This window comes from Citrobacter sp. MGH103 (genome assembly GCF_001034475.2).
Taxonomy (GTDB): domain Bacteria; phylum Pseudomonadota; class Gammaproteobacteria; order Enterobacterales; family Enterobacteriaceae; genus Citrobacter; species Citrobacter freundii.
The window spans coordinates 1,048,981-1,071,524 of sequence record NZ_CP073043.1; the positions used below are offsets into that span (position 1 = coordinate 1,048,981).

General features: G+C 47.7%; 22 protein-coding genes and 2 pseudogenes. 6 read left to right on the plus strand and 18 right to left on the minus strand.

Features of this window, described 5'->3' with window-relative positions; translation table 11 throughout:
* Positions 1–380 precede the first annotated feature (380 nt).
* From SK33_RS05030 to SK33_RS05075, 10 genes are all read right to left on the minus strand, one after another.
* Positions 381–860, minus strand: coding sequence for a hypothetical protein (locus tag SK33_RS05030; RefSeq protein WP_016150897.1), 480 nt, complete (start codon positions 858–860; stop codon positions 381–383).
* The gene (locus SK33_RS05035) at positions 857–1,624 is read right to left on the minus strand and encodes a winged helix-turn-helix domain-containing protein (RefSeq protein WP_003840308.1); all 768 of its coding nucleotides are present in this window, start codon (positions 1,622–1,624) and stop codon (positions 857–859) included. The genes SK33_RS05030 and SK33_RS05035 overlap by 4 nt, the downstream gene beginning before the upstream one ends.
* A gap of 284 nt (positions 1,625–1,908) precedes the next feature.
* Positions 1,909–2,883 (minus strand): glycyl-radical enzyme activating protein, encoded by a 975-nt coding sequence (locus SK33_RS05040; protein WP_003037447.1) that lies wholly within the window; start codon positions 2,881–2,883, stop codon positions 1,909–1,911.
* The gene (cutC, locus tag SK33_RS05045) at positions 2,846–5,224 is read right to left on the minus strand and encodes a choline trimethylamine-lyase (RefSeq protein ID WP_003840305.1); all 2,379 of its coding nucleotides are present in this window, start codon (positions 5,222–5,224) and stop codon (positions 2,846–2,848) included. Before cutC ends, SK33_RS05040 begins: the two co-directional genes overlap by 38 nt.
* 13 nt (positions 5,225–5,237) lie before the next feature.
* The gene (locus SK33_RS05050; RefSeq protein ID WP_008322725.1) at positions 5,238–5,567 is read right to left on the minus strand and encodes a DMT family transporter; all 330 of its coding nucleotides are present in this window, start codon (positions 5,565–5,567) and stop codon (positions 5,238–5,240) included.
* Positions 5,564–5,893, minus strand: coding sequence for a DMT family transporter (locus tag SK33_RS05055; protein ID WP_225623509.1), 330 nt, complete (start codon positions 5,891–5,893; stop codon positions 5,564–5,566). The genes SK33_RS05050 and SK33_RS05055 overlap by 4 nt, the downstream gene beginning before the upstream one ends.
* A 766-nt stretch (positions 5,894–6,659) precedes the next feature.
* Complete coding sequence (gene sitD, locus SK33_RS05060) at positions 6,660–7,511, minus strand: iron/manganese ABC transporter permease subunit SitD (protein ID WP_048218496.1); 852 nt, start codon at positions 7,509–7,511, stop codon at positions 6,660–6,662.
* Positions 7,508–8,365 carry an iron/manganese ABC transporter permease subunit SitC gene (gene sitC / locus SK33_RS05065; RefSeq protein WP_048218495.1) on the minus strand — a complete coding sequence of 286 codons (858 nt, stop codon included), beginning with the start codon at positions 8,363–8,365 and terminating at the stop codon, positions 7,508–7,510. The genes sitD and sitC overlap by 4 nt, the downstream gene beginning before the upstream one ends.
* A gap of 2 nt (positions 8,366–8,367) precedes the next feature.
* A complete protein-coding gene (gene sitB / locus SK33_RS05070) occupies positions 8,368–9,183 on the minus strand; it encodes an iron/manganese ABC transporter ATP-binding protein SitB (RefSeq protein WP_003840297.1) in 816 nt (271 codons plus the stop codon).
* On the minus strand, positions 9,180–10,097 hold the full coding sequence (locus SK33_RS05075) for a metal ABC transporter substrate-binding protein (RefSeq protein ID WP_048218494.1): 918 nt from the start codon (positions 10,095–10,097) through the stop codon (positions 9,180–9,182). The genes sitB and SK33_RS05075 overlap by 4 nt, the downstream gene beginning before the upstream one ends.
* A 187-nt stretch (positions 10,098–10,284) precedes the next feature.
* Between SK33_RS05075 and SK33_RS05080 the strand changes: the two genes are divergently transcribed.
* Entirely contained in the window at positions 10,285–10,629 is a 345-nt protein-coding gene (locus SK33_RS05080) for a nitrous oxide-stimulated promoter family protein (RefSeq protein ID WP_003037424.1), read from the plus strand.
* Positions 10,630–10,749: 120 nt separating this feature from the next.
* Here the strand turns inward: SK33_RS05080 and SK33_RS05085 are convergent, their stop codons facing one another.
* Complete coding sequence (locus SK33_RS05085; protein ID WP_003037421.1) at positions 10,750–11,178, minus strand: TOBE domain-containing protein; 429 nt, start codon at positions 11,176–11,178, stop codon at positions 10,750–10,752.
* 44 nt (positions 11,179–11,222) lie between these two features.
* A pseudogene (locus SK33_RS05090) lies at positions 11,223–11,672 on the minus strand (helix-turn-helix domain-containing protein); the annotation flags it as partial.
* A 96-nt stretch (positions 11,673–11,768) separates the two neighbouring features.
* On the opposite strand from SK33_RS05090, the gene SK33_RS05095 reads away from it, so the two are divergent.
* From SK33_RS05095 to SK33_RS05115, 5 genes are all read left to right on the plus strand, one after another.
* Positions 11,769–13,115, plus strand: a complete 1,347-nt coding sequence (locus tag SK33_RS05095) for an ISNCY-like element ISLad2 family transposase (RefSeq protein WP_076611902.1) — start codon at positions 11,769–11,771, stop codon at positions 13,113–13,115.
* 58 nt (positions 13,116–13,173) lie between these two features.
* Entirely contained in the window at positions 13,174–13,977 is an 804-nt protein-coding gene (locus tag SK33_RS05100; protein WP_000589340.1) for a hypothetical protein, read from the plus strand.
* Between the two features lie 13 nt (positions 13,978–13,990).
* Positions 13,991–15,352 carry an FRG domain-containing protein gene (locus tag SK33_RS05105; RefSeq protein ID WP_000482601.1) on the plus strand — a complete coding sequence of 454 codons (1,362 nt, stop codon included), beginning with the start codon at positions 13,991–13,993 and terminating at the stop codon, positions 15,350–15,352.
* A 152-nt stretch (positions 15,353–15,504) separates the two neighbouring features.
* Positions 15,505–15,945 carry a hypothetical protein gene (locus tag SK33_RS05110; protein WP_016239970.1) on the plus strand — a complete coding sequence of 147 codons (441 nt, stop codon included), beginning with the start codon at positions 15,505–15,507 and terminating at the stop codon, positions 15,943–15,945.
* Between the two features lie 17 nt (positions 15,946–15,962).
* Positions 15,963–16,769 carry a hypothetical protein gene (locus SK33_RS05115; protein WP_016239971.1) on the plus strand — a complete coding sequence of 269 codons (807 nt, stop codon included), beginning with the start codon at positions 15,963–15,965 and terminating at the stop codon, positions 16,767–16,769.
* A gap of 210 nt (positions 16,770–16,979) precedes the next feature.
* Here the strand turns inward: SK33_RS05115 and flhA are convergent.
* The 6 genes and pseudogenes from flhA to hypA all read right to left on the minus strand — a co-directional run.
* Positions 16,980–18,626 (minus strand): annotated as a pseudogene (flhA, locus tag SK33_RS05120) (formate hydrogenlyase transcriptional activator FlhA); the annotation flags it as partial.
* Positions 18,627–18,753: 127 nt separating this feature from the next.
* Positions 18,754–19,764: a hydrogenase maturation carbamoyl dehydratase HypE gene (gene hypE, locus SK33_RS05125; protein WP_048218492.1), complete on the minus strand. Its 1,011-nt coding sequence runs from the start codon at positions 19,762–19,764 to the stop codon at positions 18,754–18,756.
* A complete protein-coding gene (gene hypD, locus SK33_RS05130) occupies positions 19,761–20,882 on the minus strand; it encodes a hydrogenase formation protein HypD (protein WP_003037413.1) in 1,122 nt (373 codons plus the stop codon). The genes hypE and hypD overlap by 4 nt, the downstream gene beginning before the upstream one ends.
* Positions 20,883–21,155, minus strand: a complete 273-nt coding sequence (gene hypC / locus SK33_RS05135) for a hydrogenase 3 maturation protein HypC (RefSeq protein WP_003037411.1) — start codon at positions 21,153–21,155, stop codon at positions 20,883–20,885.
* Positions 21,146–22,018 carry a hydrogenase nickel incorporation protein HypB gene (gene hypB / locus SK33_RS05140; protein WP_003037409.1) on the minus strand — a complete coding sequence of 291 codons (873 nt, stop codon included), beginning with the start codon at positions 22,016–22,018 and terminating at the stop codon, positions 21,146–21,148. Before hypB ends, hypC begins: the two co-directional genes overlap by 10 nt.
* 103 nt (positions 22,019–22,121) lie before the next feature.
* On the minus strand, positions 22,122–22,493 hold the full coding sequence (gene hypA / locus SK33_RS05145) for a hydrogenase maturation nickel metallochaperone HypA (RefSeq protein WP_003037406.1): 372 nt from the start codon (positions 22,491–22,493) through the stop codon (positions 22,122–22,124).
* Positions 22,494–22,544: the final 51 nt, after the last annotated feature.

Consider the following 22,544-nt stretch of genomic DNA (forward strand, 5'->3'; position numbering starts at 1 on the left):
GCATTCTTGTCGTACAAGAAGAAACAGATACAACACGGTCCTTACTCCGGAGGAGTGGACAAGTTAATTCAAATTCTTATTGGTAAAATTTCATTCGCCGCCTTCAATATCACTGTGTATATAACAATGTTATATTTAGATGAAACCGGATCTCTGATAAATTGTGAATTCCAATCTCACTAATACTTAACAGATTCTTTAATATGTGATTTTTAATTAATACCGTATCCGCAACCGTAATGAGGGGTAGCCACTGGTACATGGTATGGTAAATTCAGGATGTTGTTTAATACTGCTGTGATTTAATATTAAAACAAAGGAAGTGATTTAATGTCATTACAGGTTTAATTATTTAACTCTGCAGTCACGCTTTTATTGTTTTAATATTCAACACAAGTGAGAACCCAGGCATCCGGATTACCGATAAGCCAGGCGTGGTTATCAATTCTTTCTCGCTCAAAAATCAGGGTTGCGTCATCACCGCTGACTTCTGCCAGTAAGATTTGAAAAATATCATCCTCAACATGATCTGCCGGTAATCTGCGAACGCCGTCATTCTGGTACTGGAGAGTATGGTTATCTATCTGATGACCATCCCGCAGAAGAATTTTACGGCTCACGCTTTGTGTTACATCGCCTCCCACAACCTTACCATTAAATGAAATAAAACCCGTATTATCTTCATATAATTGAATGGTTTGCTTAACATAGAAATCATATACCACTGAATTTCTTGTTATACGATAGCGTGACTGATTCGTACATTTGAAGTTACTGATTCCATGGGCATAGTTAAATGAAACACCCAGGCAGACAGCAATCAGGACAAGACCCATGCACACTATCCATTTAATTTTCATGATTGCTTCCAGTTGTGGTAGTAGACGTTGTCACACGCGATAATTTGATTATTTTTTCCTGCTGTGCAAAGCGAAAAAAGGGTGCGCCCGGCGCTTTGCGCGGTAAAGGAGTCATTGCTGTCAAATATCACCTTTTGTTCAGGGCCGCAGGTGGCGGCATTGTCCTTAAGAATGGCAGCAATATTCTTCCTGGCTTTCTCCCGATCTCGCTCACTCAGATTTTTCATATACACCACCTCGCACCCGGTCGCCAGACTGTCTTTATACAACGGGTAGTGACTGGTACTGACCGATGAGACGGTATTAAAAAAAACGATCGCACCGCAAATGAATAATGTCAGAACGATAATCATCGTGAGGTACGCATTTTTTAAAGAAAACAGTTTCCCGGTACGTTGAGAAGTGACCTGTTCAGGTATACTGAGCGGCACTGTCTGGGTTAACTGAAGTGTGATGTCAGGATTTAGCCTGAACCCCATCTTCGGTACAGTAATTATCAGTTCTTCACAGCCGAATGCAGATAATGCGCGACGTAAGATACTGATATACTGATTAAGGCTGCTATTGGACGCCTGTAAACCATAATCGTCCCAGACCATAGTTAATAATTTCTCACGTGATAGTATCCCTTCTGACGCCCTTAATAGGGTTTCCAGCAAGCGGCTGGCCGTTAGGGTGAGTTTTACCGTTTCCTTTGTGGCGCAATGGGTTAGCGATCCATCCTCTGGATTAAACTTTATTTTCTCCGCAATTAAAAAAATCATATTGGCAATTACCAGATACCTGCGTTATTACAGAAAATTATAACACAGATATCCGGGTGATTATGCGCTAAATTGCCTCCCGTACATTGGTTACATTTATGAAAATTCTCATCAATATAACTGGTAATTATTAACGAATTTAACAGTTGCTAATGAATTTAGCCCGAAGTAGTAATATTCTCAGTTATTAGCTTATAAGCAAAATCACTACAGATAACAGACAGTTTGCTGAAAAAATGAGTAATGTTGTTAAGCCAAAGTTGTGCAATTGCGGCACAGTTCTTTTAACCCACCAGGCTGGTTGAAAGCGTAGCGGAGATTCCTCTGTCTTTTGCAATCTGAAGGAATGTTGCGCCATTACTTTCTGTACCCTTCCTGATAATAGTACTGGCCGGGTAATCGCGTCCCAGCAGTGAGTATTTTTGTACGCCGTAAGCATGGTAAGGCAATAAATCAATACCCTGAAAAGATGTCTTTCCGGCAGTAAGATTGCTGATAAGCAGGAGCATATTATTTATTTCATGTGATGAATCGTTAACGCCGGGAATTACTGGGATCCTCAGGCGTACTGGAGTATTCAACGTCAGTAATTTTTCAAGATTGCGTAAAATACGGATATTACTGACCCCGGTAAATCGTTGATGAAGTGTGTCATCCGCCAGCTTGAGATCATAGAGCACCAGATCAGCCACAGTACTGACTTTCTCAACCGCTGACCAGGGGGCGAACCCTGCCGTTTCCACCGCGGTATGGATACCCTCCCGGCGTAAGTTTTGTAGTACCTGGACTGCAAAATCCGGTTGAAGCATCACTTCACCGCCGCTGAGCGTAACGCCTCCTCCTGATAACTGATAATAAGCTACATCTTTTACGACCTCTTGATGTACCTCATCAACTGACATCTGACGTCCGACAATCTTAAGCGCCTGGGACGGGCAAGCTTCTTCACAAAGACGGCAGCCATCACACGACATACTGGGATCAATAACGTGATTCTTATTACTCCACTGATGAATACCTTTCTGGCAGGCATCAACGCAGGCCCCGCAGTGCTGGCAACTACTGGCACGCCACAGTACGTCATTATCCTGACGCAATCCTTCGGGATTCGCGCACCAAATACAGCTCATCTGACATCCTTTAAGGAATACGACGCTGCGAATACCCGGGCCATCATGTAACGAGAAGCGCTGAATATTAAAGACGCGGCCTGTTAGCGGCTCAGCATTCATGTTGAACGGTACGGCTAATGATTTCATCCTGCACCTCACGGCTGAGTTCAACAAAAAATGCGCTATATCCGGCCACACGAATCATCAAATTCGGATACTCCTCCGGACGTGCCTGCGCGCGCTTCAGCTCTTCATTATCGACGTAGCTAAACTGCATTTGCCCATTACCAAGCATACTGGCGGTGCGAAGCAGGTTAATCAGTTGATTAATGCCTTCATCGCTTTCCAACATACCGTGCATTAGTTTGAGGTTATGCACCATGCCGATTTCCATCTCTTCAACGTTTATCCTGCTCACCGAGTTAATCACTGCCGTCGGGCCATTGATATCGGTTTGCTGCGATGGGCTTATTCCGTCGGCCAGAGGTTTATGAGCCAGTCTGCCGCCAGGTAACGCACCGGTTGCCAGTCCGAACGGCGTATTATTTGAAATAGATAGCGTGCCATGCGTGAAGCGGCCATAAAGCATGTGATAGCGGCGATGCTCTTGCTCAGTGTAATGAATAAGGGAACGCGCCAGTTCGTCAACTTCTGCAATATCATTGCCGTATTTCGGTGCTCGCAGGCAGCGCTGGCGAAGCGCTTCATGCCCAACAAAATTGGCTTTCAACACTTCATCCAGCTCAGACAAAGTGACCTGCTCTTGCTCATACACCACTTTTTTAATGGCCATCAACCCGTTCGCTAAATCAGCCAGACCTGTCCAGATAAGCCCGGGGCCGTTGTTTAACCACGCTCCGCCCGCGGTAACATCGCGACCTTTTTCCAGGCATCCCTCAATCAGGCAGGAAATAAGCGGTTTTGGGGCATACTGTCTGTGCAACTTCTGAATGATGAGTGTGGCTTGGGCCGCTTTAGCCGTAATAGCCGCCAGTTGCTGTTTTACTGCCGCTTCAAAATCGTTGTAACTGGTCATCTCTGTCAGTTCGCCGGTCTGAGGACCGATACGCTCACCCTGTGGCCCATAACCATTACTAAACGCCAGTTCCAGTGGCCGAGTAAACGTGGTATAGCCTACAGATGTCCATTGATACATTTTTCCGGACTTTTGAGGCTCAACACAGCCCATCAGGCAATAATCACGTGCATCTTCATAATCAAATCCCTTGCGCAGCATCATTTTGATATGCGCGTCATCGAAATGGCAGGCCGGAAAACCCGTTCCCCCGCGGATAACTTCCACAATTTCCCGCAGATAGTGCCACGGCGACTGGTTATGTATCCTTACAGCCAGGCTGGGTTGATAAATTTTCAATTTCCGTGAGCAGGCCATAATCATCATTGTTAGCTGATTAGTGGCATCGCCGCCCTCACGTTTTTGCCCGCCAACAACCATATTGATAAATGGTTGATATCCAGCGAAATATTTTGCTGTAGACTCACTACAGATCCACAAACTCTCTGCCATTTTAATCATCCAGCAACACAGTAATTCTTCTGCGTGGGCATGAGTCAATGTCCCTTCTGCCAGGTCACGCTCCAGTAATGGCCAGAGATACTGATCGACGCGTCCCAGTGAAATACCGGTCTGGTTTTCTTCAAGACAAAACAGAGACTGTACAATCCACAGGGACTGAAGCGCCTCATAAAAATTACGCGGCGCGTGTTCAGGTACACGGCGACAAATGTCAGCGAGACGGTTCAATTCTACTCTGCGTTGAGGATCGGTTTGTTCATCAGCCAGTTGTGCGGCGTAGTCGCTGTAACGATGGGCGTAATGGATCACCGCATCGCAGGTCTCTTTCGTTGCCAGATAAAATTGGTGGCGTTCCATATCTTCTGCGCAGGTTAAACTTAGCTGTTCAATTGCGTGAATAGCCCTGTCACGCAAACCGCCCATACCTTCTGTCAGTAATAACGTGTCGTAACCCGGACAGGTATCACCTCCGCCATTCTGGGTTTTAATGGTTACGTCGCAGACGCCGTATTCATTGCACCATTCCCAGAGGCCTGCATGACGGAGTTGAGTTTCCGCGATTTCATCCAGCGAGCGACCGCGCCAAAAAGGGAAGATTTCTTCTCTGAGAATACGCTTTGCGCTGTCACTTATCTGATAGGGATCCTGTTTACGCTCTTTTACGGTATCCAGTTCTTCAGCTACCCAGCGCCAGCTGAGCTCAGGTGATACTTCTCCACCGCGCGGACCGCCTGCCGGGTGGCTGATAATAAGCTCATTCTCGGCAATCCATAAAGGTGCCCGTTCGCAGGCGCGCCGAAAGGCAAGTGCCCGTAACATAATCAGATCCAGCCCGGGGTTGTTTTTATAGACCTCTGTAACCGCCTGTGCCCTTGAAACAGAGATAAACGGCTTTGCGCTGAAATATTGGGCTTTCAGGGCGTCAATACGATCGGTAAGTTGCTTTTCCATTTAATAACTCCTTTTATGCAAATCCCATCAGCAGCGTGCCACTCAGGATCAGTGCAATACCTGCTTTTTCAAATATGCTGGTATGCATGTCGTAATAAATACTACTTATCACAGTAATTAATACTGTGCCCATACCACACCAGATTGCGTAAGCGATACCTGGTGTCATTAATTTCATTGCTTGCCCCAGGGCATAAAAACAAACTACGTAACTTAACGCACAAAATATGGTTGGGGCGAGTCTCCGAAAATGTCGGGTTTTGGGTAGCATGGCAGTACCAAAAACTTCAGTAAGAATGGCAATAAATAACCATGTTGTACTCATGAGTATTATTTGAATCATGTGTTTTCCATCGTTTTATATTTTGCGGAAAAATTAATAACAATAACTCCGGCGACGATTAACCACATGCCCAGTAAGTGGCCGCCACTTATTGAATAGCCGAAATTTAACACGCCAATTATATTTACTGCGACGATACCCACACCAGACCAGATCGCATAAGCAACGCCAAGGTGCATTCTGCGAAATACATAAGTTAGGATATAATAGCAAAGCCCATACCCTATTATGGATAAAATAGAAGGAAGGATGCGAGTAAATCCTTCAGAAAGGACCAGCATAGTTGTTGCAAATATTTCGAACAAAATAGCCAGAGCAAGTTTCATGTATGTCTTTCTTAACGTCATATTAACTTTCCTGATTAATGAGCCTGGTTACAGGTCGGATTGGATGACGGACATGAAACAGTATTTTTATTTTTCTAGCCATATAATTCGAAAAAATTGGAGATTATAGTTTTTTATTCTTTGTTTATTTGCTTGTGAAGCGTTAAATTTCATCTTTTAATGATATGGGACGAGTACCTCTCAGTATTGCTTTTATGCCTGATATCATTTCCCGAAGTGCAGGCTAAATAATGATGTTGATGTAATTTAACCTTTGAGATTAATGTCTGCCCAGGCAGCTCAAAGAGCGTACGTGAATGCTTAGAGTGTATATACGGTTCAGTTATGGGGTGTTTGGTGCGGCGAAGGATTTTGGAGCCATAACCCGCACTAGTATGGCTTAATAAAAAATTATTAATTATTTTCTGGGGTGTGATATGAGCTTTGCCGATGTTGTATGGATTTATCTATAAACCTGCAGATTATATTTCTTCAGTGAGTGGAGAAATAATGATCATAAAATTAGATAGTTAATTAAAAACTGGTTAATGAGTCGATTTCTTTATCTTTAACAGATGAACTTCAAGTATCAATGCCACACCCTAATTTACCATTGTGGTGTGGCCGGTGAAGTTTGTATCAAATTACTCTTTCATTTCGTGGTTGCTCTTTTTTATCTTATGGAATAACGATAATACCCGTCAGGATGTGGAAACGAGGCTCTAGAGGCATAAACATCATTAGCTGACATATTATGAAGCATTATTTATACATCATGCACCTGAAGTTGATTCTCTAAACGCCGATCGCGCAGGGTTGCATAAATAAAAGTAATCACAAACAGCAGGGAAAATAATACGACGATGGTGGGAGCCGGTGCGCTGTCGATGAAAAATGACAGATACACCCCCATAAATGAGGTAATGACCGACATCACCACCGCCAGCCACAAGGCGTGGGAAAATTTCCGCGTCATTAAAATCGCAATGGCGCCAGGCGCAATCAGTAAAGAAATCGACAAAATAATCCCGACAGATTTTAGCGTGGCGACAATCGTCAGGGCGATCATGCACAACAGGCCGTAGTGCAGTAAGGGGGTGTTAAGCCCACTGGCCTTTGCCTGATGCGGATCGAACGCATGCAGTAGCAGATCTTTCCACTTAAGCCCAATAATAAGCGCGATCCCCAAAGCGATCGCCGTTGTTTGTATGATATCGGTCAGTGATATACCGAGCATATCGCCGAACAGAATATGATCCAGATGCACTTCCGACTGAATGGAAACATACAGCACCAGTCCCGCACCGAACATCCCGGAGAAAACAATGCCCATGATGGTGTCGCGCTTAATGCGGCTGTTATCGTCGAGGTATCCGGTTGCTATCGCGCAGAACAATCCAGCGACAAATGCGCCAATTGCCAGCGGGATACCCGCAATCCACGCCAGTACAATTCCCGGGAAAACCGCGTGGCTCATGGCATCGCCCATCAGCGCCCAGCCTTTGAGTACTAAAAATACCGATAGCAGCGCGCAAGGCGCGGCGACAATGGTGGAGATAACCAGCGCATTGACCATAAAGCTAAACTGAAAGGGTTCTAATAGCGTTGTTAAGATCATACTGACTCCTTGTTCACCAGCCGGGCGCGTCGGCGATTCGCCAGCAGACCGTGTTTTGGTGCGAAGACAAATGCCAGCAGGAACAGCAATGTTTGCAGAACGACGATAATTCCGCCGGTTGCGCCGTCCAGCCAGTAGCTCAGCCAGGCGCCGAAAAAGCTGGTCAGGCTGCCGATAGCTACGGCGATGGTGAGCAGGCGTGGAAAACGATCGGTCAGCAGCCAGGCCGTCGCTCCGGGCGTAACCACCAGGCAAATCACCAGAAATGCACCGACGGTTTGCAGGGCGGCTACCGTTGAAACGGAGAGCAGCGTAAAAAACAACAGCTTCAACCGGCCCGGATTCAAACCGATAGAGCGCGCGTGGTTTTCATCAAAAAAGACCACCATCAGATCTTTCCACTTCAAAAACAGGATAGTCAGCGAGATAACCCCGATGATGGCCAGTTGCAGAATATCTTCTGGTGCAATCGCCAGCACGTTGCCGAGAATAATGGTCTGAATGTTCACTGACATCGGATTGAGCGACACCATAAATAGCCCGATACCGAAAAAAGACGAAAAAATCAGTCCGATAATCGCATCTTCCTTCAGGCGCGAACGCTGATTAAGAAACAGCATACTGCCCGCCGCCAGGCCGCCGGAAAGGAATGCGCCAAGCGCGAAGGGAAGCCCTAACATATAAGCGCCTGCCACGCCCGGAACAATAGAGTGCGACAGCGCATCGCCGATCAGCGACCAGCCTTTGAGCATCAAATAGCAGGAGAGAAACGCGCACAGGCCGCCGACCATCGCCGAGACCCACATGGCGTTGAGCATATACTGGTAACTAAACGGCTCTGTCAGCCAGTTCATGATTATTCCCCCTCGCTTGCCGCACGTCGCGAAATAAACGGGCGTTCATCGTCGGTAATCACGTGTTGTTCGCCGCCGCTCAGCGCAACGTGACGCAGTACGCCGCTGAATGCCAGCTCGAGATTCTCGGGGGTAAAGGTGGTATCGGTTGGTCCACTTGCCAGCACCGTGCCCTTAATCATCACCGTGTAATCACAAAACTCGGTGACGGATCCCAGATTATGGGTAGAGACCAGCATGGTTCGACCTTCATCACGCAGTTCACGCAGCAGGTCGATGATCCGGGCCTCGGTTTTTACATCCACGCCGGTGAAGGGTTCATCCAGTAAAATAACCTGTCCGTCCTGTGCGATGGCCCTTGCCAGAAAAACTCGCTTTTTCTGCCCACCGGACAGTTCACCTATCTGACGATGGCGATAGTCCAGCATATCAACCCGCGCCAGCGCCGCATCCACGCAGGCGTGGTCGATCTGTTTTGGTCGACGCAGCCAGCCCATATGGCCAAAGCGTCCCATCATCACCACATCTTCCACCAGTACCGGAAACGACCAGTCCACCTCTTCTGACTGAGGGACATAGGCGATCAGATTCTGTTTGAGCGCCTTGTTTACCGGCTGTTGCAGAATTGAGATTTCCCCTTGCGCCAGGCGGACAAAACCCATCAGCGCTTTAAAAAGCGTTGATTTTCCCGACCCGTTGACGCCGACCAGAGCGGCAATTGAGCCGCCCGGAACCTGAAAAGTGGCGTCCCGCAATGCGGTATGACCGTTGCGATACGTCACCGTAACCTGATTTACGGTAATCGCAGAGTGACTCATGGTTGGCTCTCCAGACCCTTGTTGATGCCGTTAACAATGGTTTGCGTGGTGACGCGCAGTAAATCCAGATAGGTCGGTACCGGACCATCGGCAGCGCTGAGCGAATCGACATACAGCACGCCGCCGTAATACGCACCAGACTCACGGGCAACCTGACGCGCTGGTTTGTCGGACACGGTGCTTTCGCTAAATACCGTTGGGATATGATGCTCTCTGATCGCATCGATTACTTTGCGTACCTGCTTCGGCGTACCTTGCTGATCGGCATTGATCGGCCACAGATACAGCTCTTTCAGGCCGTTATCACGTGCCAGGTAAGAGAATGCGCCTTCACTGGTGACCAGCCAGCGTTTATCAGCAGGGAGCTTTGCCAGTTCTGTATGCAGTGGCGCCAGGGTCTGCTGGATTTTCGCTTTATAATTCTGTGCATTTTTCTGGTAGGTCGCGGCATTGTCCGGATCGTATTTCATCAGCGCATCGCGAATGTTATCCACGTAGATAAGTGCGTTCTCCGCTGACATCCAGGCATGCGGGTTTGGTTTACCGTTGTACGGTCCTTCGCTGATGCCCATTGGCTGGACGCCGTTTGAGACCATCACTTCTGGTACGCCGGACAAATTTTGGTAGAAGCGGGCAAACCATAGCTCGAGGTTAAGACCGTTGGAGAGAATAAGCTGTGCGCCTTGCGCTCGTTTAATATCACCTGGGGTTGGTTGATATTCGTGAATTTCAGCCCCCGGTTTGGTGATAGAACTAACGTCCGCCGCATCACCTGCTACATTGCTTGCCATATCGGCAATCACCGTAAAGGTGGTTACTACCTTAAATTTTTCTTTCGCCCAGGCAGGAGACAGCGTCAGCGCCGTGATTACGCTGGCAAGGAGAAACGATTTCAGATGGGGCAGATGCGGCATAGTATCCCTCACAACAAAATGGTTAATTTATCATCGAATATAGCCTTTGCTATGTTATATAGCACATGGCATAAATAAATGAAAATAATTCTTATTTGCGTAGGATGCTAAGGAATGGATGACCTCCAGCAATAGTCCTGTGCTTAGTTAAGGTGTATTATTTATGCAACTTAATTATGGAGGCATCATGTCCGGCAAACGTATTGCACGTGAAAAAATGACGATCCAGAGAATGATCTCACTCTACGAGCGCCAGTGTCCGCAGGCTTCAGACGAGCCGGGGCATTACGATGCGTTGTTTGCCTATGCGCAAAAGCGCCTCGATAAGTGCGTCTTTGGTGAGGAAAAACCGGCCTGTAAGCAGTGTCCGGTGCACTGCTATCAATCTGCCAAACGCGAAGAGATGAAGCAAATTATGCGTTGGGCTGGGCCAAGAATGCTCTGGCGTCATCCGATTCTGACCGTGCGTCATCTGATTGATGACAAACGCCCTGTCCCGGAATTGCCAGAGAAATACCAGCGGAAAAAATAGCGTCTTTGTGGCCGGATGGTGGCGATGCCTTATCCGGCCTACAAGGTAAACGGAACCGTTGTGTAAATCCGATAAGCGTAGCGCCATCGGGTAATCTGGCCATGCGGTGATGAATGGCGATTACGCTTTGGTGGCAATCAGAATGGCCGAGGCTTTGATCAGCGCGATGACCCGGCTTCCCTGACTCAGTTTCATCTCTTGCTGACTTTCGTTCGTCACGACCGCGACAATGTCAAAACCGGCATCAGTTTTGATGTGTACGGTGGCGTTAACGGCGCCTTCGGTTACCTGTGAAACGCTACCGGCAAATTGGTTACGGGCAGAGAATTTCAGGCCACAGTCTTCAGTCGCCAGCGTCACCCACGGCGCTTTGATCAGCGCAATGGCTTCTTTTCCTTTCGCCAGACCCAGTGCCTGCTGACTACTATGGGTCACAATCGCGACCAGTTTTGCGCCGCCAGCCAGCGTCAGTTCAACTTCATCATTCACTGCGCCTGTAGCGACTGCGCTCACTGTACCGGTTAATTGATTACGTGCTGATACCGCCATACTGCCTCCTTTCGTTGAGATATCACCCAGTATAGCCACACTGGCTAAACCAGTGCATCCTTATCAATACCCAATCGCTTCATGCGTGAGAGTAACGTTGTACGTTTCAGCCCCAGCCGTTGTGCCGCGCCTTTGGGACCGGCAACCACACCGTTGGTTTCTTTCAATACGCGCATAATCAACTGGTATTCATCTTCGCCGTCCTGTGCGACTTCGGTTGCTACCGGAGGCGTAGACGGCATCAAAGGGGCAATATCCGGAAGGGACAGCTGCAGCACGTTGCCTCGGGTAAGCAGAACCGCGCGCTCCACCACATTTTCCAGTTCGCGCACGTTGCCCGGCCACTCCATGCTGCTCAGCGTACGCAGCGCCTCGGCGGGAATGCTGTCGATATTGCGCCCCATCCGGCGAGCAATTTTAAAGGTGAAAGCTTTCACCAGCAGCGGGATATCTTCCGGGCGCTCGCGCAGTGGCGGCAGATGGATTGTTAGAACCATTTAGTAATGTCACTTTTTATCCAGATAGAAACGTCACCTTAGAGTAAGCTAAACTGAATGCAATTCTAAGGGACTCAACGCATGTTGGTGACCATGTCAGATAAAGAGATCCACCGCCTACCGGTGATACAGGCAGTTTGTGAAAAGCGTCTACGCCGTCGTGATGCAGCATCACAGCTTGGCATTTCAGAACGTCAGGCGCAACGACTTATCAATCGTTACCGAGTTTCTGGTGCTGAAGGACTTGTCAGCCGCAAACGCGGCCAGCCCAGCAACCGCCGGTTGACCGAATCTCTCAAACTACGAGTACTCACGCTGATACGTGAAAACTACAGTGACTTTGGGCCCACACTGGCCGCAGAAAAACTCAGAGAGCGCCATAATATCCGGCTTTCAATCGAGACCGTCCGCAACTGGATGACGTCTGACGGACTCTGGGTCCCGCATGCTCGCCGTAAGTCACGGGTTTATCAACCCCGACATCGGCGTGATTGTCTGGGTGAACTTATCCAGATCGACGGCTCCCACCATGACTGGTTTGAAGGCCGTGCGCCAAAATGCTGCCTGCTGGTCTTTATCGATGATGCCACCGGGCGTCTGATGCATTTGCGGTTCAGCGAGTCAGAAACAGCCTTTGACTACATGCTGGCAACCCGGGAATACATCGAGCAGCATGGGAAGCCGGTATCGCTGTACAGTGACAAACACGCAATATTTCGCGTCAGTGGTCCGGAGAAACGCAATACCACCGTTACCCAGTTCGGACGTGTGCTTTATGACCTGGCAATCGAGCTTATTTGTGCCAACAGCTCTGAAGCTAAAGGCCGCGTGGAACGTGCGAATCAGACACTTCAGGATCGGCTGATCAAAGAAATGCGTCTGGAAGGTATAACCGGCATTGAGGCCGCAAATGCCTGGCTTGCCACTTTCATCGCTGACTTTAACAGCCGGTTTTCACGACCGGCTAAGTTCCCCAAAGATTTGCATCGTCCGGTGCAGGAAAGCCCCGATGAATTAAGAGACATCTTTGCCTGGCATGATGTTCGTACCGTGTCGAAATCACTGACCTTCCAGTACGATAAGATCCTTTATCTCATGGACACCACAGAAGAAAATAGCCGTCTTGCCGGTGAAAAAATTAAAGTACTGGATTATCCCGATGGCACCCTCGCCTTCCTCTATGGGCACCGGAGCCTTAAGTGCCAGGCATTTGATAAGCTGGCCTGTGTCGACCAGGGGCAGATTGTTGATAACAAACGTCTCGGGACTGTACTCCGACTGGCTCAGGTAAAACAGGATGAGCGGGAAAGCGAAGGCAAACGGGAACGAAGCAAAAAATCGCCCAGCCGTAAGGCTCAGGTGCGCATCCAGGAACAGCTCCGGGCTATCAATCCCGTTCTGGCAGACCCGAGCTTGTTTGTGGCAAGTTCAAAGCGATAGAATCGACCATCAGTGCTGCAAAGTACCGGAACAGTGAGTCCCCAAAAGGATACTTGAGATGATTAAATTCCCGACTACAAAGCGCGTTGATTTGTATAAAACTGCTGTCAGCTCTGAGCAATTACATCTAGATCTGGTTGCGGCTCAGGAGTTCATGTTCGATGCCTGGGAAAATGATGACCTGGAAGTTGTGCTGAAACTCATCAGAAAAGCTATCAAGAAATCCCCGCTCTGTGCTGACGCATACTCATTCTACTGCGAGATATCTCAAGAACCTCCTGAGTCAAAAATCGGGAAGCTGGAGACTGCTTTGTACGCAGCCAGCATTGCACTTGGCGAGGATTTTCAGGAGTTCGCAGGACGTTTCTGGGGATTTGTCGAAACACGTCCATATATGAGAGCAAAAGCAGCTTTGGCTGAGGCCTTATGGGAGTCTGGTAATTTTTATCCGGCTATGGCTCATAGCCGCGAAATGCTGAAGCTCAACCCGAACGATAACCAGGGGATTCGTCATTTATTAGCGAACTATTACCTTGAGCTTGAAATGGTGGATGATCTGGCCTTGCTACTGGACGATTATCCTGGGGATATGCGTTCGTTTTTTCAGTATACACGCGCCCTACTCGCCTACCGACAGTCATCCCCGGATGCCGATGATATCGCTAAAGCTGCGATTGATTCTAATAGACACATCCCCGGCTTGTTATCGAAGTGCAGATTACAGATCAAGTCTAACAGTGGATATATCACGTTAGGTGGAATGGATGAAGCCATTTATTATGTGAATCATAATATAAAGCCTTGGATTCGCACCTCTGGCGCAATTGATTGGATTGTAAATAATTCATTAAGTAAAATATAAGGATTTAGTTTTAATGTTTAATCTAATTATGGGCGGAGAACCTGACTATTTTGAACATTGGCCCATGTATGAACGGGTTAGTGGGAGTTGTGATTTTCCTATATCACGTATGTTAGAAGGCACCTCTGATGACATCCGGTTGAAGTTAACGCCTTTGAATGATAAAGCATTATCTTATATTGAGAAATTACCTACGCTTTTTATGTCAGAACTTTATTCCCGAGACAATGTTGAATACATTACTTTGCGACTTGGTGTAATTTCAAATCTACGAACAGTTAACAAAAATGTTGAGTTTGATTTCAGAATCACTCACTCACAAGATGATGTCGTAGTGATAAACAAAGAGTTATATCAAACAGCTTTAGAATTAGGTGCATATGGGCTGAAACGGACTCACTGGGGAATAAAAGCACGTGATTTAAATCAAACATTAGCACTTCTAAATATAACGACAAGAAGTACACCACTTCCTCCTACTGAAGCACTTCCTGATGAAGTTGATAACTACCCAATAATAGATAATGTTCAAAGTTTCATGGCGCGTGTTTTAGAACAAGATCATGAAGAAGATGCAGAAATATTTTATCGTGGACATTCTGATGTATCTTACGAGTTGGCTCCATCAGTTTTCAGGAAAAACAAAAAAGGTAACTTCAAGCATTTGCACAGTGAATCAAATTTAGTCCGTGAAGCCCTAACAGCAAGGCCAACTGAGTTTGTTGATGATAAAACAATGCTAGACAAGTTAGTAAGGATGCAACACTACGGACTACCAACTCGTTTGTTGGATATAACATCAAATCCACTAATCGCTCTGTATTTCGCTTGTTGCGACATTAGTAATAATGAAAATACAAATGAGGTTGATGGACATGTTATTATTTTCAAAACAAAAAGGGATCGTATAAAATTCTTTGACTCTGATACAGTAAGTTGCATATCAAATATATCAATGCTAAGTCAAACACTGAAAGATCAGCTGGATTGTAAAATGGACAAGGAGGCTTTCAATAAAACTGAAGCTTGTCAAAAACTCATACATTACATTAAAGATGAAAAACCTTATTTTAAAGATGTAATTATACCATCAGATTTGGAAAGGTTAATTTTCGTTAAAGGAAGAAATAATAATGAAAGGATGTCATCACAGTCAGGTGCATTCTTATTATTTGGGAATAATGCTGTTTATCCCGATTTAGTTTCAAACCCTGATGATGCTATGCAAGAGTTTAAAGTAGAAAAAATAGTGATCAGAAACAAAGCTAGAATACTTAAGGAACTCGCAAGGTTAAACATTACAGATGCGACAGTTTATCAAGGCATGGAAAGGACAATGAAACTAATTGCGGCCAAATTTTCCGCAGGAGATTGATCTTCATGTGGTTTTTTGACACACTAGCCTGTCGCTACTGGCATTGGTCCCTTGTATGCTAAGCATATGAACTCTGGTGTGTGTTGGACAGGAGCAATTAACCAGTCGTATAGTAAAATTTGAATGTAAAAATATAAAACAAGGAGTTGAGAATGAACCCCATTACTTTGAGTGAAATGAGTGATGAAGATGAAGAGGTAAAAATCATTTCTTCATATGAACCTCAAGATGATGAGATTGCGATCGTTTTTGATAGTTCAAAAATTACTGGAGGTAATGCACTGGATTTTTTCCAGTTCACCAAGCAATCACATTCTAATGTTAAAGTGTACGGAGATTCTAATGGTGTTTCGTACCTGCAATTAAACAGTATAACGTTAGCGTTAGGCACTTTCTTTGCCACATCAGTAATGATACCTTTTTTAGTAAATCTTGTTTCAAATTATATTCAGAAAAAAATTGATAACTTTGGAACTAGAGATATAGACGTTAAAGTCTCTATAATTAAAAAAAATAAATCAGGAAAACATGTGAAATACACTGTTTCTGGAAAAGTAGACGATGTTTTAAAAGTAATTAACAAAATCAAATAAAAATCTATATAGATATTATGAATATTCACGAAAAGTTAAAGCGTTGGATGTGTATTACTCAAGAAGATAGTGCTATTCTTGATTATCTTAATGCTGAGTTAAAAAAAGCTCAATCCTTGAGCTTGAATAATGAATCAAACAGATTGTTTTTATACAAAACAATTTTACTAGCCCATTTAAAATATATTCAAGTCATTAATTTACTTACAAGAGGTGATTTTTATGAAGCATGGGTAGAACTTGAAAGGATAGAAATAGATTTAATACATATTAAAGAAAATAATGAGTTTCTGCCTGAGGTTAATTTCTATGGTGTTAACTTCTTAGCGAGAATGGTATGTAATTGGCAGGCGTTATTCCCATATAAAATCTTCGGTAGTTCTCGTGAAATAATAAAAGAAGTGAAATGTTCAGTATGTAATACAACCCGTAGTTTTATTAATGATTGTGGTCATGTTAAAAATAAACTTTATAATGGAGTTCTTTGCTTTGATGAAGTGATCGATTTTGAATTAATTACTTATGACATAGTTAGTAATCCCGTTAACAAATGTAGTGTTTTTTTCTCCAATGATGGTGATCATTATAACTATTCAACTTTAATTAGTGTTGTCAAATACATACAATCCCCACATCAAATTTTCAATATTACGACCTGGAGATTTAAGGCGAAAGAACATGATGGAGTATTATCGCCAGAAAATATTTGTCCATGTGGAGATTCTTTAAAAAAATATGCAGATTGTTGTTTGCCACGTAATGGTATTTATAAAAAACATATAGATATTTGGTTTCCCTTCCCGTTGAATGTAGAACCTATTTAGAACCAGATATTCAATAACTAAAGATCCCGTTGACACAGATATTTCCATATTAAGATGTTTTCGTTATATTTTTATTCCAGTCTTTCATATTTAACTTTTGCTTTATTAATTGGTTGAGTGGGATAACGCAGCAGTCACATTAATATGATTACATAGGCTGAAAGTGCCCTTTCTATCTTGCACAAAGAGGTGACATTTTAAACTTGCTTTGACATGGATCGGGAAGACGTTCAGTCGATAGTAGAGATCGTTACGAAATTCGCGATCGGCGACCATCTTCTTCAGATCGCGGTTGGTAGCGGCGATCAAGCGCACGTCGGTCTGGATCAGCTTATTACTGCCCAGACGTTCAAACTCCTGCTCTTGCAGAACGCGCAGTAGCTTAGGCTGAAGCTCCAGCGGCATATCGCCAACTTCATCGAGGAACAGCGAACTTTTATCTGCCAGCTCGAAACGACCAATCCGCTGCGTGCTGGCGCCGGTAAACGCGCCACGCTCATGACCAAACAGATCGCTTTCCAGTAATCCGGCAGGCATTGCCGCACAGTTCATCTTCACCATCCGACGGGCGTTACGTCCGCTCAGGTTGTGAATGGCCCGTGCGATCAGCTCTTTACCCGTTCCGGTCTCACCCAGAATCAGGACGGTGCTGTCGCTTTGCGCCACCATTTCGACCTGCTTGAGTACGCTGTACATCGCTTCGCTGCGGCCAATGATTTCACCGAACTCACTCTCTACATTGTTGAGTTGTTCAGTCAGCGCCAGGTTTTCATCTACCAGACGTTCTTTCAGGCGGTGAATCTCCTGATAGGCAAGCGCGTTATCCACGGCAATTGCCACTCGCTCGGCAATTTGGCGCAATAGCTTGAGGTTGGCGGTAGTGAAAACTTTCTCTTCGCACTGTGCCAGCTTGAGTACGCCGAGCATAGTATTGCCGGACATCAGTGGTAACAGACACAGGGTTTGTAGCTGGTTGCCCCAGGTTTCGAACAGCATCCGTTCGTAAGGGGCGAGCGTATCGCGTTCGCTCAGATTAATCAGCAGCATCTCTTTGCTTTTGAAAACGCGTTCAGAGAGCGTGCCCGCTTCGTCCACTTCGCTCTGTTCGTGAGCCGGATGATGTTCATCCAGATAGTGGGTGGAATAAATGCTGAGCTTGTTTTTGCGATCGCTGCGTAACACGATGCTGATGGCATCAATGTCGAAGTAGTGATGGATCTCTTTGGCGACTTCGCTGACCAGTTCGTCAATGTCCAGGCGGGAGAGTACCGCATTGGTGATGGCGACCAGGATGCGAAAGTTGTCACGCTCACGACACAGCAGATCGTAATCGACGTTGTTGCTGACCCTACTTTGAATTTGTTCAGCAACGACGCCGACTATCTGGGTAAAGGTCTGAAGTCGGTTGTACTCTTTTTCACTCCACGGACGATCCTCGTTACGGATGAACTCGCAACCGCCAAAGATGCGCCCATCTGCCGCCAGCGGCAGCAGGCAGTAGTGGCCAAATTCAGAATACAGTCCGCCAGAGGCCAGCTGTGGCCAGGTTTCCGTAAACTCGTGATAGTTGCAGTGCAGCGCATCGGGGCGAGACAAAATACGGCGTACCGGGCCATGAGCCAGTACCGTTTCGTCTTCATAATCGATGGGTTTACCATTTTCACGCGTCGCAAAATAACGCGCACGCTGCGTTTGTGCCTGCCATAAGACAATAGCCGCACAGTCGGCCAGAGCTGAACGCTTGACCAGCTGCGAAAGCGCCTCGCTAAGAGACGGGAGATCGGGCTGCTGTAATAATGTACGAGTAATATCGAACAGGCCTTGCTGTCCGAGGTCACTCATCGGTGTATACGACATATTGCTTTTCCAGGAAAAGCACCGCAGAACGGTGCGAAAACGGTAAATGAATTATAGGTATAAGTCGTAAATTATTGCCGGATAGCGATTTCGCTTATCCGGCCTACACGTTGCTGCTAATGGGCAGTTAGCATATACGAGGTAAAGGTTCGGCGTGTGGTAAATCGAGGGTTCGTTTCACGCCGTAAAGTCCGGCCAGACGCACACCTTTGCGTTCTACCACTTCGCCAATCATTGCGGCATCGCGTCCTAACGGATGCGAGCGCAGCGCGGCAAGTGCCGTTTCAGCGGCCTGACGTTCAACGGCAATCACCAGCTTACCTTCGTTAGCAAAGTTGAGCGCATCCAGTCCCAGCAGTTCGCAAACTCCACGCACCGCGGGCTTCACGGGCAAGGCTGCTTCAGACAGCTCAATACCAAACCCGCATGATGCGGCAAATTCATGCGTTACCGCATTCACGCCGCCACGGGTGGCGTCACGCAGCGCCTTCACGCCAGGAATATCACGCAGCGTCTGGATAAGCGGCGTCAATACCGCGCAGTCGCTGACCAGTTCGCCATCAAGACCCAACTGTTCGCGCAGGTTAAGGATGGTTGCGCCGTGATCGCCAAGCGTACCGCTGACCAGCAGCACATCGCCCACGCTCAGGGTCTGTGCGCCCCAGTGAATGTTGGCGGGGATCGCGCCCATTCCGGCGGTGTTGATAAAAAGTTTGTCCGCCGCGCCGCGCTGTACAACCTTGGTGTCGCCGGTGACGATGGCGATACCCGCTTCGCGCGCGGTTGCCGCCATGCTGTTAACGACGGTTTTCAGCGTCTCCATTGGTAAACCTTCTTCGAGGATAAAACCGCAGGAGAGATAGCGCGGGATCGCGCCGCTGACCGCCACGTCGTTAGCCGTACCACAGATAGCCAGCTTGCCGATATTACCGCCCGGGAAGAACAACGGATCGATAACATAGCTGTCGGTTGAAAACGCCAGACGATCGCCTTCAGCGACCAGTTGCGCTAGTTCCAGACGTGCCTGATCTTCTTGTTCCGCCAGCCACGGATTCGCGAATGCCTCCATAAACAGACTGTTGATCAACTGCTGCATAGCCTGACCGCCGCTACCGTGGGCGAGTTGTACGCTGCTCATGCTTCACACTCCTGCTGACGATACTGATACCAGGCGGCACATGCGCCTTCTGAGGAGACCATCAGGGCGCCAAACGCTGTCTCCGGGTTACATGTTTTGCCAAATAATGGGCACTGATGTGGTTTACATCTGCCCGTCAGCACCTCCCCACAACGCGCGCGCGGATCGTCATACACCTGCTGCGGCGCTGGCTGGAAATGGGCTTCGGCATCAAAGCGCTGATAGTCAGGCGTCAGGTGAACGCCAGAGGATTCGATAACGCCCAGACCGCGCCATTCGCTGTCGCCATTGACGCAGAACACCTCGGCGATGGCCTGTTGCGCTAACGCGTTACCGGCGTCCGGTACCACGCGACGGTACTGGTTTTCTACCTGGCTGTGCGCGGCAATTTTCTGCTCAATTAACATCACCACGCCTTGCAGGAGATCGAGCGGTTCAAAACCGGCGACCACTAACGGACGATGGAAGTCTGAAGCAATGAAATTATAGGCATCTGTGCCAATCACCATGCTGACGTGGCCTGGTGCTAAAAAGGCGTCAATACCGTTGTCCGGCTGTTCCAGCAGGCTGCGCAGCGTAGGGATAAGCGTGATGTGCTGGCAGAAAAAGTAAAAGTTCTGCACGTCACGCTGCTTTGCCTGTTGCAGAGTGATAGCGGTCGTTGGCATTGTGGTTTCAAAACCCAGACCAAAGAACACCACCTTACGCGTTGGGTTTTCCTGTGCCAGCTTCAGCGCATCCATCGGTGAATAGACGATACGGATATCTGCACCGCGCGCCTTGGCTTGCAGCAGGGAGCCTTGCTTACCCGGGACGCGCATCGCATCACCAAAGGTGCAGAAAATCACTTCTGGATGGCTGGCGATTTCTACACAGCTGTCGATTCTACCCATCGGCAGAACGCAAACCGGGCAACCCGGACCATGAATAAACTCCACGTTTTCCGGTAGCAACTGGTCGAGGCCGAATTTGAAGATAGCGTGGGTATGACCACCACAAACTTCCATGATGCGCAGTGGGCGTTCAGCCGTGTAGGGGAGGTGGGCGGCACGTTCAGACAGGTGCTCTATCAGTTGCATCACCTGCTCTGGTGCGCGGTATTCGTCAACAAAACGCATTTATTTTTCCTCGCCGTACAGCAACGCGCCGACATCCGGCTCAACGTCAAACATGTTTTGCAGCGCGTCGAGCGTATCGCGCGCTTCAGCTTCATTAATGATGCTCATGGCAAAACCGACGTGGACCAGTACCCACTGGCCGAGGCGCGGTTGGCCATGTTCATCACAGCTACCGACCAGCGTCAGGTCGACGTCGCGCTGAATACCGCAAACGTCGACTTTGGCCTGGTTGCCATCAATGGTGCGGATTTGACCCGGAACACCTATGCACATCGCTGCGTCTCCAGCCAGGAGAGCCATTGATCCATCCCTTCACCACTGGTGGCGGAAATCAGGATAATCTCAATTCCCGGGTTCACTTCCCGGGCGCTGGCGATGCATTTTTCAACGTCAAAATTGAGGTACGGTAGCAGATCCACTTTGTTGAGCAGCATCAGCGATGCGGCGGCAAACATATGTGGATATTTCAGCGGTTTGTCTTCACCTTCGGTGACGGAAAGCACGGCCACTTTATGGCGCTCGCCGAGGTCGAAGCTGGCCGGGCAGACCAGGTTGCCGACGTTTTCAATGAACAGAATGCCGTTATCGTCAAGCGGCAAACGCGGCGCGGCGTCAGCAATCATTTGTGCGTCAAGGTGGCAACCTTTACCGGTGTTGACCTGAATGGCGGGCGTGCCTGTGGCGCGAATACGGGCAGCATCGTTCACCGTCTGCTGGTCACCTTCAATAACGGCGCACGGCACGCTATCTTTCAGCTTCATCAGCGTTTCGGTCAGCAGCGTGGTTTTACCGGAGCCCGGGCTTGAAACAAGGTTCAGTACCAGATGCTGACGGGCCGCAAAGCGGGCACGGTTGCGTTCGGCCAGGCGGTTGTTTTTGTCCAGTACGTCAATTTCCACTTCCAGCATACGGCGTTGGCTCATACCTGGTGCGTGGGTTCCTGCCTCACCGTGACCGTAGTGCAAATCGCCTTCTTCGGTCTGGCTCGGTGTGAAATTTGAGGTCTTCACACCGGTAATATTCAGCGCTGGACGAGCCGCTGGGGCAAATGGCGCGCTGCGAAACGCCGAGTGGGGATTATGCTCATCACCCTCTATATATAGGTTGCCTTCAGCGCAACCACATGTCGTACACATCGCTCACTCCTGATCTTTTTACTTGCGATACATCTGTTGCCGGATGACTGCGTTGCCTTATCCGGCCTACAAACGAGCTCTTTCTGTAGGCTGGATAAGACGCTTAAGCGTCGCCATCCGGCGCTGGAGTCTGATCTATTTCAATACGTCGAATCTGTAAGCCGTCATCGGCCACAATTCTCAGCATATCGCTGTTGCATTGCGGACATCGGCGCACGCGTTGCGTCAGTAACGTGACGTATTGTTGACAAGATTCGCACCAACATTCGGCTTCTTGTTCTTCGAGGTGGAGTTTACAACCTTCTGCAAGGGTCCCGCGGCATACCAGATCAAAACAAAAGGAGAGAGCGCTGGTTTCTACGCAAGAAAATGCGCCAATTTTGAGCCAGACCCCAGTTACTCGCTGAGCACCGTGTTGCGTGGCCTGTTGTTCAATCAATTCCAGTGCCCGTTGGCAGAGGGTTATTTCGTGCATACCGCCTCCTGTGAAGTTGCCGTATCAAAAGCAATAAGCATGCCAGGTTGA